This window comes from Mesorhizobium sp. Cs1299R1N1 (genome assembly GCF_037179655.1).
Lineage (GTDB): Bacteria > Pseudomonadota > Alphaproteobacteria > Rhizobiales > Rhizobiaceae > Mesorhizobium > Mesorhizobium salmacidum.
The window spans coordinates 395,579-408,451 of record NZ_JAPYKR010000003.1; the positions used below are offsets into that span (position 1 = coordinate 395,579).

Here is a 12,873-nt window from a genome sequence, read left to right on the forward strand (position 1 = left end):
CTCACGCCGCCGCCGCAAGGCCGCTGCCGCTCACCGTGAAGGCGGTGCCCTGCATCTTGCCGGCAGCGAGCGCGACCACGGCGCTGGCGACATCGGCGGGCGTCTGCACATCGGTCATGCTGGCCAGGAAATCCGCCGGGCTGATGCCGAGATAGGCCGAAACGCCTGATATGCCGCGCTGGCCGACGCCGGTGCCGGCCATGATGCGCATCGGCGCCAGCGCCATGAAACGCAGGCCAAGGCCAAGCCGGTCGGCTTCCTTCTGGCTATGGGCGGCAAGGAACATCTGCATGCGCTTGGCGCCGGAATAGCCGCCGGAGTTCGGCGGGCCGCCGCTGAATGCAGCGCCGCTGGAGATCAGCACCACGCGGCTGCCGGGCTTCAGCCGGCCGCGTAGCGCCGCCCGGCAGAACAGGAAGGACGCCTTGACGTCCATTTCCCAATTGGCCGAGAACTCGTCCCAGCTCTGGTCCTGAATCGGTGCCGACGGGGCGAAGGCACCGGCGCAGATCACCAGCACGTCCGGTTCGAGCGCCGCGAACACTGCCTCTGGCGCGGCCTCCCGCGTGGCGTCCGCCGCCAGCGTCCTTACGCCCGACGCCTCCCAGGAAAGTTCCTTCAAAGCGTCCGCGCCCCGGGCGACGGCGAGCACGGTTGCTCCCTCGCTCAGTGCGGCTTCCACGATGGAGCGGCCGACGCCCCGGCTGCCTCCGACGACGACGACATTTTGACCTTGCAACGATCCCATGGATCACCTCGCGTTCCGGCCCGGAGGATTCCGGCGCCTAATGATCAGGACAGCGGAGGCGGGTGGAAATCATCGGTACGCGAGTAAAAATCTTTCGCGGGGCGCCCGTCAGGCGGCTCTCGGGCAGTGGGTCAGTTTGAAATTTTGATCAAGACGGATGGCCGAAGACAGCCAATATAAGCGCCACCATCCCGAAGGTGCAAAAAAAGACAACAGCGCCGCATGCAAGTACCCGGCGCGCGACTTGGAAACGGGGTGACCAAAATTGAGCATGGAGCCTCGCGTCTCGGCTCCCCATTCGCTCGCTCCAAGGAAGGTTCTGCTCATCAATCGATCCATAGAAGTCAGTGCGCAGAATTATACCTGCGAGTGAGATGAACATAGCTGAAAAGCTCAGCACCAATACAATGACGCAGACTGTTATTGGAATGAATAAATGAGGATTGTCGGTCCATTCATATTTCAAATTTCCCTCCGCCTTTGTCCCGGTCCGCGAACCTGAGGCTTCTCCGCCGCATTAGCCTCGATCAGCGCGACAATATCGCGGATTTCCCAAAGCTTGTCAGTCGGCAATTCTTCAGCCTGCCAGCAATGCCAGCTCCTCAGCTGTCAAATGCCGCGCCGTGCCCTTGGCGAGGTCGCCGAGCGGCAGGCTGCCGATGGCGATGCGGATGAGACGCTTGACCTCGATGCCGTGGGCGGCAAGCAGGCGGCGGATGTGACGGTTCTTGCCTTCGTCGAGCACGATCTCCAGCCAGGCGGTTCGGCCGCCGCTGCGCAAAAGCTCGATCGCGTTGGCGGTCAGGGTCTCGCCGTCGACGGTGACGCCAGTGCGCAGCTCCTCCAGCGTCGTTTCATCCGGCGCCGTGGCGACCTGCACGTGATAGGTCTTGGGCAGATGCGAGGCCGGATCCATCAGCCGGTTGGCGAAGCGTGTGTCGTTGGTCATCAACAGCAAGCCTTCGCTCGCCTTGTCGAGGCGGCCGACCGGCGAGACATAAGGCAAATCGAGCCCTTCGAGACAGGCATAGACGGTGTCGCGCTCGAGCGGATCATCGCGGGTGGTGACGAGCCCGCGCGGCTTGTTGAGCATCAGATAGACCTTGCGCTCGGCAATGACCGCTTCGCCATCGACGACGATGCGGTCGCGGCTCATGTCGACGCGCAGCGAGGCATCGCGCACCACCTTGCCGCCGACGCGCACGCGGCCCGCCGCGATCAGCACCTGCGCCTGCGTGCGCGAACACAGGCCGAGTTTTGACAGCGCGCGGTTCAGGCTGACGCCAGCGCTCGCCGGCCTGCCGGTGTGGGGTGTTGGTCTTGCTGCCATGCTGTTTCGGATCGGTCCGTTTCATCGGACAGATGCCACGGGTGGCATGCGCCTCGCAAGCTGCGCGCGGCCGGTCTATTCCTAGCGCAGGAATAAGCGCTTCAGGCGGATGGCTCGGCCATCACGATGAAATTGCCGCAGGTGTCGTCAAAGAAGGCTGATGTCACCGGGCCCGTGCGTTCCGGAGGCCTGAGAAATTTCACGCCGCGCCCGGTGAGCCGGTCAAACTGTGCGTGGATGTCGCTGACAGTGATGAGCGCCGCCGGGAAACGGGCGTTGTAAAGCGCTCGCTGCGCGGCACGCGCCGGCGGGGCGCTGTTGGGTTCGAGCACAAGTTCCGTGCCGGCATCGTCGGGCGCCACGACCGTCAACCAGCGGATCGGACCGCTGTCGTCATCATGCCTTTTCACAAAACCCATGACCGAGGTGTAGAAGGCCAGCGCCTTGTCCTGGTCGTCAACCTTGATGAGGATATGGCGAAGCAGCATGGTTGTTTTCCTTTCATTCGCCCGGTGTTGGCGTCCGTGCCAAATCCTAACTGTTGAAGAACGCCGTCAGAACCGGCACGTGGGCGGCGGGTTTCAGCATGTGGTTTTGGCCGGGCAGCGTCCGGTAGCTTGCATTGGGCAGTGCTTCGGCCAGCGCCCTGTTGCCATGCCGCATCCATGGCGGGCTTTTGCCGCCATCCGTCACCAGCACCGGCACGCGCAGCGATGCCCAGCGGTCGGGGCCGAGCGGCTTGCCAAGCTGGTCGTCGGCGACGATGGCGCCGTCATGCGGCAGGGTGTGCGCGACGGCCTTGAGCCGTCGCCAGATCGGCGTGAGCTTCATGAGAACAATGAGCAGGCGGGGCATGCCCACCGATTTGAGGAAGACGGCTATGGCGTCGCCGCGCCGGCCTTGCGCGACGGCATCCCTGATGGCTGCCCAGTCGGCCTGCGTTGTCTTGCGGCTGTCGTCGATGATGAGTGGCGCCTCGTAGAGCGCGAGCTTGCTGATGCCGGGCAGGCGGGTTGCCGCCATGAGCGCCAGCATGGCGCCCGACGACATGCCCCAGATATAGGCCTCCCCGCCGGCGGCCCGCAGCACCGCCTCGATGTCGTCGACCTCGCGCTCGACCACGTAGGGCGCGGTGTCACCGCTGTCGCCACGGCCGCGCCGGTCATAGCGGAACACGGTGAAGTCGTCCGCGAGCGCCTTGGCCAGCGGACCGCTCGGTCCCATCGTGCGCGAGCACAGTGCGCCGTCGACCAGGATGAGCGGGTGGCCGTGGCCCCGGCGCTCGCAGGCGATTGGCGTTCCATCCCGCGACAGCACGGTTTGCGTGGAAGGTTTCGCGTTCTCACCTTGCATGGTTGGCATCTCGATCGATCAGGTGCTCCAGGCGGTCGAAGCTCTGCATCCAGCCGCCGCGCATGCCCAGCGCCAGCAGGCGCTCGCGGTCGGCGGCACTCGCCAGCGTCACCTCGAAATGGACATGGGTTCGCGTGCCATCGGGCGTAAAGGTCACGGTATGGCGGCTCTGGCCCGGCGGATTGCCGGCCCATTCGCGGATTTCCGGATCCGGTTCGTCGCGGTAGCTCAGCCTGACGTTCTCGACGACTTCGAGATAGCTGCCCTGGTTGCGGTAGAGCGCGCCGCTGGCGGTCAGCATGTCGACGCGCCAGCGGCCGCCGACGCGCACGTCGAGCACGCAAAGGGGAATGGTGCAGCCCTTGACGCCCCACCACTGCGCCACCAGCCTGGGATCGGTCCATAGCCGAAAGACGCGTGCCACCGGAGCCTCGAACACCCGTTCGATGGCGAAGCTGCGATCGGCGGTATCTCGCACGCGATCGCTCATGGCGTCTTTTCCGGATCGCGCCGCAGCAGGTCCTCCATGCGGTCGAAGCGGCCCTCCCAGAGTTTTCGGTAATCGTCGAGCCAGCGGTCGACGTCGCGCAGCGGCTTCAGCTCGATGCGGCTCAGATGTTTCTGCGCCGCACGACTGCGGGTAACGAGGCCGGCCTGCTCAAGCACGCCGATATGCTTGGACACGGCGCGCACGGTGAGCGCGAAGGGTTGCGCCAGTTCCGCGACCGAGGCTTCCCCATCGAGCAGCCGGGCAAGGATGGCGCGCCGCGTGGGATCGGCGAGCGCGGCGAATGTATGGTCAAGAGAGAATTCAACGGTCATTACGGAACCATTTAGTTCTAGAACTAAATGGTTCTATAAATGATTTGAACTGACGCGTCAACAAGCTTGGGAAGCCCGCGAGGTGGAAGCGCCTGCCGGGAGGACGGTTCCGCCCGGCAGCCTCTGGAAGTCTCAGGCGGCTGCCTTCTCGGCCGCGATGCCGTTCAAGACCTGGATCACATCGGTCGGCAGCTTCAGCTCGGCCGCCGCCAGGTTCTCCCTGAGATGGCCGGCCGACGAGGTGCCGGGGATGAGCAGAATATTGGGGGAGCGCTGCAACAGCCAGGCGAGCGCCACCTGCATGGGTGTCGCGCCAAGTTCTTGCGCGACGTTGGCAAGCGTGCTCGACTGCAGCGGCGTGAAACCGCCGAGCGGGAAGAACGGCACATAGGCGATGCCGTCGGCGGCAAGCTCGTCGATCAGCGCGTCATCCTGGCGATGCGCGATGTTGTATTGGTTCTGCACGCAGACGATGTCGACCATGCCGCGCCCCTGCGCGATCTGTTTGCGGGTGACATTGCTCAGGCCGATATGGCGCACCAGGCCCTGGCGCTGCAGTTCGGCGAGCGTGTCGAGCTGCGGCTCGAGCGACCCTTCGGCGGGTCCGTGTATCCCATGCATGGAGCGCAGGTTGACGACCTCGATCACGTCCAGCCCGAGATTGCGCAGATTGTCATGCACGGCCTGCGTCAGCTCCCGCGGTGACATTGCGGGGATCCACGATGCATCCGCGCCGCGCCGGGCACTGATCTTGGTGACGATGGTGAGGTTGGCGGGGTAGGGGTGCAGCGCCTCGCGGATGATCTGGTTGGTGACGTGCGGGCCGTAGAAATCGCTGGTGTCGATATGGTCGACGCCGCTGGCAATGGCCTCGCGCAGCACGGCGAGTGCGGCGTCGCGGTCCTTTGGCGGGCCGAAGACGCCCGGTCCGGCCAGTTGCATGGCGCCGTAGCCGAGGCGCTTCACGGTGCGGTCGCCGAGTTTGAAAGTTCCGGCCTTGCTGATGTCGGTCATGGTGTCATCTCCTTTGGGTCAGCCAGATATAGACAACGCGCGCTTGCACGATAATATGGTGCAATCGGAACGGCCTGTGCGGAAAGGCGAACAATGGTGGCGGATCTGGGCGACCTCCAGGCGTTCATGGCCGTGGCGCGCGCCGGCGGCTTCCGCGAGGCAGCCCGGGTGGGTGGCGTCAGTGCCTCCAGCCTCAGCGAGACGGTGCGGCGGCTGGAGAGCGGGCTCGGCGTGCGGCTCCTCAACCGCACCACGCGCAGCGTGGCGCCGACCGAAGCCGGCGCGCGCCTGCTCGAGCGGCTCGGTCCTGCGCTCGGCGAGGTCGATGCGGCCCTCGACGTGGTCAACGGCTTTCGCGGCCGCCCGGCGGGCACGCTGCGGCTCAACGTGCCGGTCGTCGCGGCGAAACTGGTGCTGCCGCGCCTTTTGCCGCCTTTCCTCGCCGCCTATCCCGACATCCGGCTGGAAGTGACCGCCGAGGACAGTTTCGTCGACATACTGGCGAGCGGTTGCGACGCCGGCATCCGCTATGGCGAGCGGCTGGAGCAGGACATGATCGCCGTGCCGATCGGCCCGCGCCGGCAGCGCTTCGCCACCGCCGCCGCTACGGCCTATCTTGACCGGCACGGCCGGCCCGGCCATCCACGCGACCTGCTCGATCATGCCTGCCTGCGCGGTCGCTTCGCCAGCGGCTTCACGCCGCCCTGGGAGTTCGAACGCGACGGCGAGGTGGTGAGCGTCGACCCAACCGGCCCGCTGCTGGTCAGCACCGGTACGGCAATGGCGCTTGCGCTCGAGGTGGCGGTCGCCGGCGGCGGCATCGTCTCGCTGTTCGAGGACTGGCTGCGCCCCTATTTCGACGACGGCCGGCTGGAGCCGGTGCTGGAGCCCTGGTGGCAGGAATTTTCAGGCCCGTTCCTCTACTATCCCGGCCGCCGCCTGACGCCAGCGCCGCTGCGCGCGTTCATCGATTTTGTCGGTGGGATGCGCTGGGGGTGATCCCGGACCGACATCGTGCTGCGAGTTGCGCCAAGGCCAAATCCCCCGATGTAACACTTTGTTGTCATTGAGGGCCTATCAGGGAGGCGGTACGGCGAAAGCCCGATAAGGGAAAGGCGCGCAATGGGTTCGCCCTGGTCCGAATTGCTGGCCAATCTCGCGGTCGTGGCGATGTTCGTTTCGGTCTGGATCCACACGCATGTGTGGCTGGATCGCTGGCCGGCCGCCGCGAAGGCAGCGACCTTCGGCGCGCTGATGGGCGCCGGCGCCATCGTCCTGATGCTGACGCCCATGCAGTTGCAGCCGGGCGTGCTCGCCGATCTCAGGGCGACGATGATTGCCGTTGCCGGCTTCTTCGGCGGTCCTGTCGCCGGCATCGTCGCCGGGGTCATGGCGGGTGCCTTCCGGACGTTCGAGGGCGGCATCGGCGCCTTCGCCGGCGCGGTGGGGATCGCGGCCGCCATGCTGGTCGGTGTCGCCGGCAACCTTGCCCTGAAGGGCCGCCACGCCACCATACTCGACATCATGATCCTTGGCGCGGCCGCGGCGGCGGCATCACTGCTTGGCCTCAGCGTCCTGCCGCGGGATGTCCTGCAAGTGGTTCTGCCTGATGTGGCGCTGCCTTCCTCCCTGCTCATCTTTGTCTCGGTGGTGCTGTCGGGGCTGACGTTCTACCAGGAGCGGCGTCGCCTCGAAGCGCTGCAGTCCCGGCGCATCTACAAGGCCGTGGTGGAGACGCTGCCCGACTGCCTCAATGTCAAGGATCTCGACGGGCGGTTCATCGCGGCCAACCCGGCAACGGCCGAATTGCTGCAAGCGCCCGACGCCAAGGCACTGATCGGCAAGACGGACTTCGACTTCTTTCCGCATGAGACGGCCAAAGGCTTCCGCGAGGACGAGCTTGTCGTGCTGGCGTCGGGCGCCTCGTCCACCATCGAACAGCGCCTTCACCGCGAGGACGGCACCGATAGCTGGCTGGCGACCTTGAAAGCTCCGTTCCGCGACAGGACCGGGGCGGTGGTCGGTCTGATCACCCACAATCGCGACATCACCGCGCGCAAGCAGCTCGAGACCGAGCTGGCGGAAAGCCAGGCAAGGCTCGGAGACGCCCTGACGCACATGGCCGACGGCCTGGTGATGTTCGACCTGGACGGCAAGATGGTGTTGTGCAACGCCCGGTACCGCGCCATGTTTCCGAAGACGGCCGACATAAGAGTGCCGGGTGCCGACTACCGCGACATCTTGCGCGCTTCGGCGGCGCGCGGCGAAGGCATCACGCCGCCGGACGCGGTCGAGGACTGGATCGCCGGCATCATGGCCTCGCAGAAGCTTATCAGTCACCGTCAGGTCCGGCTTGCCGACGGGCGCTGGCTCGATGTGCGCACCCGGCCGACCGGCGATGGCGGAAGCCTCAGCATGTTTTCCGACATCACCGAGGCCAAGCAAGTCGAGGCCGAACTGATGGCCGCCAATGAGAAGCTGAACCTCCTGGCGCACCGCGACGGCCTGACCGAACTGTTGACGCGGCGCGCCTTCGACGAAGCGCTGGCGCACGAATTCGCCCGCGCCAGTCGCAACGCAATGCCGCTTAGCCTGCTGATCATCGACGTCGACTGGTTCAAGCGGTTCAACGACCATTACGGCCATCCGGCGGGCGATGAGTGCCTGCGCGTCATCAGCCGCTGCATCGGGGCGGCAGCCCGCCGGCCGGCGGACGCCGCCGCCCGCTATGGCGGCGAGGAGTTCGGGCTCATCCTGCCCGAGACCGACGCGCGAGGGGCCTTCGTCATCGCCGAAAACCTCAGGAGCAAGGTGCGCGACCTCGCTGTTGGGCATGCCGGCAGCGAAAAAGGCATCGTCACCGTCAGCATCGGTGTCAGCACCTTCGAGGCCGCCGCCGCCATCGAGATCGCCGATCTTTTGAGCCGCGCCGACGAGGCGCTCTACGGCGCCAAGGCCGCGGGGCGGGACCGGGTACATGGCTGGCGTCCGCACCTCAGCGGCCAACGCTCGACCGGTTCGCGGCGCAAGACTTGAACCTTCCCAAATCCTGGGCGCCGGGCTGCCGGTAGAGTCTGGATCGAGGCTGAGCTGGCGATTGCCTGAACGAGGATCAGGCCAGGCACCTTTCTCAGGGGTGTGTAAGCTTCAACCGGTGTGAACTGAATCCGCGCTGGCGGGATCGAGCTTCACAAGACGAGCCTTCGCCTCGCCGACGCGTTGTTGCGCCGATCGTATCCTGTCACAAAGCCTCAGATTGATACCAACGCCACAGTCCTCGTCCAGCATCGCGTTTGCACGTTCGAGGGCGAGTTCCGCTCGGTTAAGTCGCTGCCTCGCCCTGGCCAGTTCCAAGGTCAGAAGTTCCATTACTGCTGTTTCCGTGGTTACGGTCCCTTCAGGTGGGAAACCGTTGCCGGTCGTTTTGGTTCCGGCTGTTCGCGCGCTGCCGCATTCGCTGCCGCGCGCGCCCAGGATGGCCGTTAGGACGGCCTTGGATGGGCAAGGCTGGTGTCGAAAGTGTCCGGCAGGACAGGTGTGCCATTGGGAGCAGTCGAGGCTGTCGTCATCCTGTCGACCGCCGGGATGATGACCATGCGGGCATGCTGCTCCGGCCACAACGGCTTTCCGAAAAGGAAGAACGTGCTGGCGAGAAAACAGACCAGCAAGAGGACGGCCAAGGTGTTGGCGATGATCTCACCTAACTGCATTATCTCTCCTCCAAATCACGCACCTGCAATGGGCAACGAGCACCCGCCGAGTTGCGGGCCGAACGATAAAGGCACAACCTGCCTGCGCACCGGCCGAGCCTCCGCCAATGGTGGTAGCCGGAGCATGGCCCGGCCTGCTCGCAACGTACCGAGCCCTCCGCCAAGGCAGGCCGGGCTGCCTCTCCTGAAGCGTCATGAACGGACCGCGATTTCCGCGGGCAGCGGCGAGCGTTGATTCCCCCGCCAACGGTTGAGCCCGATCCGCGGGGTGACGGAAAGCACGCCGAGATCCGTTAGACAGGGATTGTATGGACGCATCCGCTGTCCCATCGCCTCAACTCGGCGCCACGATTGCCAGTGAGAAACGACAAGGGCTGCTACCAGCTTAAGGTAAAGCTGACGAGCAGGACGGCGATCAAGGCCGATAACGGGACCGCCATCAACAGCGCCGCCTCCATAAGTCGGCTTTCCTTGTCGGTGAACATCAGAATCTCCTCACATCTCGGCCCGAAACCAGGGAATTCAGGGTTCGCCCACCGCATGGAAGCAGTGGCCGAACCCTATTGGCGCAGGAAGGGACGTAGCTGCGCCAATTCGAAAAAACACGCGCGGTCGCAGTCCGACTTTCGCCGGCTACCTGCCGGTGACCTTGCAGCGAACAACGAGCGTGAAAGACGGCCGTTCCCGGCGGAGGCTCCGGCAGGACCATTGCGTTTTAAGATGGGACCTAAGTCTGGGGCAGGCCGGACCGAAGCCCGATCCTGGAACATTCAATCCCGCCTGAAGTTCGATCGGCAGCGCGGTGACAATGTTGTAGCTGTGCAGGTTTCAGATGGAGGAACTCATGAAAAAGAGTCTTGCCGCCGTAGCCGCGGTTCTGTTGCTCGCAGGCGTCGGCGCGGCCGCCGCCGAGGACGTCGTCATCCAGCCCGAGCAGGAAACAGTGATCAAGGAATATGTGAAGAAGCAGCCGCTGGCTTCGGTCAAGGTTCCCGGCGTGGAACTCAATATCGGCACGGCCTTGCCAGATACCGTTGAACTCCACGAAGTTCCCAACGTCAAATATCGCTACACCGTGATCGACAACCGGACGGTGATCGTGGACCCGGGCACCCACAAGATCGTCAAGATCATCGAGTAGCCGCGCCTGGCCCGCCGCCCGGCTGGCGGCGGGCCAATTGCGCAAAGTGCGTTGCCCGAGGGCCGCGGCTTCGCTGATGGTCATCGGCTCGATCTCGCCATCGAGCGTCGATCTTCACCTCGGGATCATCTCGGCAGAACTCCCGGATCACCTGCCGGCACTCGGCCATGGCACCCTCCGTTGGGGGACATTGCAAACATGGATCTTGTGAGCGATCCGGCAGGCGAATGCCGTACCGCTAGCGACTTGCTACCTTGTGCCGCAGAACGAGGCGGTATTCATGCCAGATCAGCCAGATGACGATCAGGTCGAATACGGTGAGCACGATCAGCCCGGCGGAGTGGGTATAGCTGAAGCGGTAGAGCTGGTAGGCGATGAAGATCAGCAAGGCGACAAGCGATGCCGGATAGGCCCATAGCTTGCCCCGCAACAGCCCTGCGACCAGGGCAATCTTGATGAGGCCGTGACTGAGAAGGTAGAAGGCGTAGAAATGCTGCGTGCCGACGGAGAAATGGCTTGCCGCGTTCATCAAATGGCCGGCGATGAAATCGTGCGGGTCCTCGACCAGCTCTTCCTGTGTCAGCCTGTTCACCAGCGACACGATCGTGCTGGTGCTGACGACGGCGAGCAGCAGGCCGCCGACGCATTCGATCAGGGCGTGTGCGCCTTTTAGCAGCAGGCTGACCTCGAAAATCTGGTGGACACGCTGCTCGTTCATGCAGTCTCCTGGCGTTTGGCGTGGCGCGTCGATGACAGGGTGAGTTGATGGACGTGACGATTACACATTGGATCAATTCGGCGGCGGGAATAAGCCCAGTGCTGGATCAGATCATGATAGCCGCAACGAAATTCGGTGTTCCGCTTCTGGTGGCCTGCGTCGTGCTGCAATGGTGGAGCAGGACGGACAGGACGCATGTGCGTCATGCCGCGATCGCAGCCGGACTGTCTTTCCTGATCGGACTTGGCGCCAACCAGATCATCCTGCTTTTCGTGCATCGCGTGCGTCCGTACGACGCCGGCGTGACCCATCTTATCATTCCCGCCAGCATCGACTGGTCGTTCCCTTCGGATCACGCGACAGCGGCTTTCGCCATCGTTGCCGCATTCGCCCTGCAGGCGCTTCCGAGGCGCGCGCTCGTATTCGGAGCAATGGCGCTGCTGGTTTGCTGCTCGCGGCTGTTTGTAGGCATCCACTACGCGACGGATGTGCTTGGCGGCGCCCTGACCGGTATTGTCGCCGCCGTGCTTGTCCGCGCCATATATCGCGAAGACTCCAGGCTCGACCGGCTGGCGACAAACATCCTGTGAGGGAAATCGGCTGTCGAGCAAACTCGGCCGTAACCGTGCAGGCCTTGCGCCCATGACCGATTCCCCAGACGTCTCGGCTATCGTCAAGACCATCGCCATCGATGCCGAACCGACGACGGTCTGGCGGGTGCTAACCACGCCGTCGATGATCGAGACATGGATGTCCGATGAAGAACTGATGGTCAGCCTGCGGACGGATGTCGGCGGGGCGATCGTGATGCGCGGGCTGCTGCATGGAACCCCGTTCGAGAACCGTGGCTCTGTCCGAGCCTTCGAGCCGGGGCGGCGGTTCGCCTACAGTTACTGGAGCACGCTGTCGGCTTCGCGCCTTGCCGACAGGCCTGAAAACCACACGATGGTCAGCTTCGTGCTCGCGCCGGCGGACGGGGGAACGCTGCTGACGCTGACGCTCAGCGATTTCGCCGAACCGTCGATCCGACCGCATGCCAATCTTTACTGGGGGCCGACCTTGCGGATCCTGAAGGCGGTGTGCGAACGGAGCTGAGCGCGGCAGGCATCATTGCGACGGATCCGCCGCCTCTTGCTCTTTGCGGCGCCGGGCCAGCGCGCGAATTCGGTCCGCGACCTTGCCGTCCACGGGGTTATAGACGGTCAGGCTCAAATCCGGCCGGCCGTCGACCGCGAAGGCCGAATATTCGAGCTCGATGTCGCCGAGTTCGGGATGCTTCAGGCGCTTTGTCCCGTCGCCATGGCTGAGCACGTCGTTTTCCCGCCACAGGGCGGCAAACTCGGGACTGGCGCTGCAAAGCTCGTCCACGAGCTGGGCGACCTCGGACACCGCGCCGGCGCGCGCCGCGTCGGCCCGGAACGCGCCGACCACGAAGCGGGCGAGGTTCTCCCAATCGTGCTGCTTGGCGCGGATGGTGGGGCTCAGGAACATGAAACGCAGGATGTTGCGCTGACCCGGGGGCAGGGTGCTGTAGTCGGTCATCACGATTTGCGCGGCGCGGTTCCAGGCGACGACATCCCAGGTCGCCGTCTTGATCAAGGCCGGGCTTGCCTCGAGCGTGTCGATAAGGCGCTGCAGCCTGGGGCTGACGCCGTCGGCGCCGATGTAGCGGACCTCGGGCGGACGCCCCAGCCCCAGCATGAAAAGATGTTCGCGCTCGGCCTCGGTCAGCAGCAGCCCCTTGGCGATCCGGTTCAGCACGTCGGCCGAAGGCGCGCCGCCGCGGCCCTGTTCCAGCCATGTGTACCAGGTCGGGCTGATGTTGGCGCGCTGGGCGACCTCTTCCCGGCGCAGTCCCGGCGTGCGTCTGCGCCCCGAGAAGCCGAACGACGAGGGGTCGAGCCGGGTGCGCCGGTCTTTCAGAAATGCCGCGAGCGAACCGGCGGAATTGTTGGGCATCCTGTTAGTCATTATACCATGATAAGATCACTACTTTAATGGAATAATAGACCAGCGATATTGCGCGGGCAACTGTGC

The 12,873-nt window shown here is 64.7% G+C and carries 17 protein-coding genes; 5 read left to right on the plus strand and 12 right to left on the minus strand.

Annotation, left to right across the window (positions count from 1 at the left end; all coding sequences use genetic code 11):
- Position 1: 1 nt before the first annotated feature.
- From O7A70_RS08795 to O7A70_RS08830, 8 genes are all read right to left on the minus strand, one after another.
- Complete coding sequence (locus O7A70_RS08795) at positions 2 to 748, minus strand: SDR family oxidoreductase (RefSeq protein ID WP_337140027.1); 747 nt, start codon at positions 746 to 748, stop codon at positions 2 to 4.
- A 108-nt stretch (positions 749 to 856) separates the two neighbouring features.
- Positions 857 to 1,075: a hypothetical protein gene (locus O7A70_RS08800; protein ID WP_337140028.1), complete on the minus strand. Its 219-nt coding sequence runs from the start codon at positions 1,073 to 1,075 to the stop codon at positions 857 to 859.
- A 250-nt stretch (positions 1,076 to 1,325) separates the two neighbouring features.
- A complete protein-coding gene (locus O7A70_RS08805) occupies positions 1,326 to 2,078 on the minus strand; it encodes a pseudouridine synthase (protein ID WP_337140029.1) in 753 nt (250 codons plus the stop codon).
- 101 nt (positions 2,079 to 2,179) lie between these two features.
- Positions 2,180 to 2,566: a VOC family protein gene (locus O7A70_RS08810; RefSeq protein ID WP_337140030.1), complete on the minus strand. Its 387-nt coding sequence runs from the start codon at positions 2,564 to 2,566 to the stop codon at positions 2,180 to 2,182.
- Positions 2,567 to 2,612: 46 nt separating this feature from the next.
- Positions 2,613 to 3,431: an alpha/beta fold hydrolase gene (locus O7A70_RS08815; protein ID WP_337140031.1), complete on the minus strand. Its 819-nt coding sequence runs from the start codon at positions 3,429 to 3,431 to the stop codon at positions 2,613 to 2,615.
- Complete coding sequence (locus O7A70_RS08820) at positions 3,421 to 3,921, minus strand: SRPBCC family protein (RefSeq protein WP_337140032.1); 501 nt, start codon at positions 3,919 to 3,921, stop codon at positions 3,421 to 3,423. The genes O7A70_RS08815 and O7A70_RS08820 overlap by 11 nt, the downstream gene beginning before the upstream one ends.
- Complete coding sequence (locus tag O7A70_RS08825) at positions 3,918 to 4,253, minus strand: ArsR/SmtB family transcription factor (RefSeq protein WP_337140033.1); 336 nt, start codon at positions 4,251 to 4,253, stop codon at positions 3,918 to 3,920. Before O7A70_RS08825 ends, O7A70_RS08820 begins: the two co-directional genes overlap by 4 nt.
- A 132-nt stretch (positions 4,254 to 4,385) precedes the next feature.
- Positions 4,386 to 5,267, minus strand: coding sequence for an aldo/keto reductase family oxidoreductase (locus O7A70_RS08830; protein WP_337140034.1), 882 nt, complete (start codon positions 5,265 to 5,267; stop codon positions 4,386 to 4,388).
- Positions 5,268 to 5,360: 93 nt separating this feature from the next.
- Here O7A70_RS08830 and O7A70_RS08835 point away from each other — a divergent pair, with 93 nt between their 5' ends.
- The gene (locus tag O7A70_RS08835; protein WP_337140035.1) at positions 5,361 to 6,266 is read left to right on the plus strand and encodes a LysR family transcriptional regulator; all 906 of its coding nucleotides are present in this window, start codon (positions 5,361 to 5,363) and stop codon (positions 6,264 to 6,266) included.
- Positions 6,267 to 6,389: 123 nt separating this feature from the next.
- Positions 6,390 to 8,303, plus strand: a complete 1,914-nt coding sequence (locus O7A70_RS08840; RefSeq protein WP_337140036.1) for a diguanylate cyclase — start codon at positions 6,390 to 6,392, stop codon at positions 8,301 to 8,303.
- A 111-nt stretch (positions 8,304 to 8,414) separates the two neighbouring features.
- Here O7A70_RS08840 and O7A70_RS08845 read toward each other — a convergent pair whose 3' ends face one another.
- Together O7A70_RS08845 and O7A70_RS08850 are read right to left on the minus strand one after the other, a co-directional pair.
- Positions 8,415 to 8,636: a hypothetical protein gene (locus O7A70_RS08845; RefSeq protein WP_337140037.1), complete on the minus strand. Its 222-nt coding sequence runs from the start codon at positions 8,634 to 8,636 to the stop codon at positions 8,415 to 8,417.
- 113 nt (positions 8,637 to 8,749) lie between these two features.
- Positions 8,750 to 8,977, minus strand: coding sequence for a hypothetical protein (locus O7A70_RS08850; RefSeq protein WP_027146293.1), 228 nt, complete (start codon positions 8,975 to 8,977; stop codon positions 8,750 to 8,752).
- An 844-nt stretch (positions 8,978 to 9,821) separates the two neighbouring features.
- Here O7A70_RS08850 and O7A70_RS08855 point away from each other — a divergent pair.
- On the plus strand, positions 9,822 to 10,118 hold the full coding sequence (locus O7A70_RS08855; RefSeq protein WP_337140038.1) for a DUF1236 domain-containing protein: 297 nt from the start codon (positions 9,822 to 9,824) through the stop codon (positions 10,116 to 10,118).
- A gap of 238 nt (positions 10,119 to 10,356) precedes the next feature.
- Here the strand turns inward: O7A70_RS08855 and O7A70_RS08860 are convergent, their stop codons facing one another.
- Positions 10,357 to 10,836 (minus strand): DUF2127 domain-containing protein, encoded by a 480-nt coding sequence (locus O7A70_RS08860; protein ID WP_337140039.1) that lies wholly within the window; start codon positions 10,834 to 10,836, stop codon positions 10,357 to 10,359.
- Positions 10,837 to 10,883: 47 nt separating this feature from the next.
- Between O7A70_RS08860 and O7A70_RS08865 the strand changes: the two genes are divergently transcribed.
- Together O7A70_RS08865 and O7A70_RS08870 are read left to right on the plus strand one after the other, a co-directional pair.
- Positions 10,884 to 11,426 carry a phosphatase PAP2 family protein gene (locus O7A70_RS08865; RefSeq protein WP_337140040.1) on the plus strand — a complete coding sequence of 181 codons (543 nt, stop codon included), beginning with the start codon at positions 10,884 to 10,886 and terminating at the stop codon, positions 11,424 to 11,426.
- Between the two features lie 52 nt (positions 11,427 to 11,478).
- On the plus strand, positions 11,479 to 11,931 hold the full coding sequence (locus O7A70_RS08870) for an SRPBCC family protein (RefSeq protein WP_337140041.1): 453 nt from the start codon (positions 11,479 to 11,481) through the stop codon (positions 11,929 to 11,931).
- Between the two features lie 12 nt (positions 11,932 to 11,943).
- Here the strand turns inward: O7A70_RS08870 and O7A70_RS08875 are convergent, their stop codons facing one another.
- Positions 11,944 to 12,795 carry a helix-turn-helix transcriptional regulator gene (locus O7A70_RS08875; protein ID WP_337140042.1) on the minus strand — a complete coding sequence of 284 codons (852 nt, stop codon included), beginning with the start codon at positions 12,793 to 12,795 and terminating at the stop codon, positions 11,944 to 11,946.
- Between the last annotated feature and the right edge of the window lie 78 nt (positions 12,796 to 12,873).

What these genes read in the sequence shown, in the direction of transcription:
- O7A70_RS08815 (WP_337140031.1), bottom strand. Translation starts at nt 3,431, where the DNA reads ATGCAAGGTGAGAACGCGAAACCTTCCACGCAAACCGTGCTGTCGCGG.
- O7A70_RS08870 (WP_337140041.1), top strand. Translation starts at nt 11,479, where the DNA reads ATGACCGATTCCCCAGACGTCTCGGCTATCGTCAAGACCATCGCCATC.
- O7A70_RS08810 (WP_337140030.1), bottom strand. Translation starts at nt 2,566, where the DNA reads ATGCTGCTTCGCCATATCCTCATCAAGGTTGACGACCAGGACAAGGCG.
- O7A70_RS08850 (WP_027146293.1), bottom strand. Translation starts at nt 8,977, where the DNA reads ATGCAGTTAGGTGAGATCATCGCCAACACCTTGGCCGTCCTCTTGCTG.
- O7A70_RS08835 (WP_337140035.1), top strand. Translation starts at nt 5,361, where the DNA reads ATGGTGGCGGATCTGGGCGACCTCCAGGCGTTCATGGCCGTGGCGCGC.
- O7A70_RS08820 (WP_337140032.1), bottom strand. Translation starts at nt 3,921, where the DNA reads ATGAGCGATCGCGTGCGAGATACCGCCGATCGCAGCTTCGCCATCGAA.
- O7A70_RS08845 (WP_337140037.1), bottom strand. Translation starts at nt 8,636, where the DNA reads ATGGAACTTCTGACCTTGGAACTGGCCAGGGCGAGGCAGCGACTTAAC.
- O7A70_RS08865 (WP_337140040.1), top strand. Translation starts at nt 10,884, where the DNA reads ATGGACGTGACGATTACACATTGGATCAATTCGGCGGCGGGAATAAGC.
- O7A70_RS08830 (WP_337140034.1), bottom strand. Translation starts at nt 5,267, where the DNA reads ATGACCGACATCAGCAAGGCCGGAACTTTCAAACTCGGCGACCGCACC.
- O7A70_RS08860 (WP_337140039.1), bottom strand. Translation starts at nt 10,836, where the DNA reads ATGAACGAGCAGCGTGTCCACCAGATTTTCGAGGTCAGCCTGCTGCTA.
- O7A70_RS08795 (WP_337140027.1), bottom strand. Translation starts at nt 748, where the DNA reads ATGGGATCGTTGCAAGGTCAAAATGTCGTCGTCGTCGGAGGCAGCCGG.
- O7A70_RS08800 (WP_337140028.1), bottom strand. Translation starts at nt 1,075, where the DNA reads ATGAGCAGAACCTTCCTTGGAGCGAGCGAATGGGGAGCCGAGACGCGA.
- O7A70_RS08875 (WP_337140042.1), bottom strand. Translation starts at nt 12,795, where the DNA reads ATGCCCAACAATTCCGCCGGTTCGCTCGCGGCATTTCTGAAAGACCGG.
- O7A70_RS08825 (WP_337140033.1), bottom strand. Translation starts at nt 4,253, where the DNA reads ATGACCGTTGAATTCTCTCTTGACCATACATTCGCCGCGCTCGCCGAT.
- O7A70_RS08805 (WP_337140029.1), bottom strand. Translation starts at nt 2,078, where the DNA reads ATGGCAGCAAGACCAACACCCCACACCGGCAGGCCGGCGAGCGCTGGC.
- O7A70_RS08840 (WP_337140036.1), top strand. Translation starts at nt 6,390, where the DNA reads ATGGGTTCGCCCTGGTCCGAATTGCTGGCCAATCTCGCGGTCGTGGCG.
- O7A70_RS08855 (WP_337140038.1), top strand. Translation starts at nt 9,822, where the DNA reads ATGAAAAAGAGTCTTGCCGCCGTAGCCGCGGTTCTGTTGCTCGCAGGC.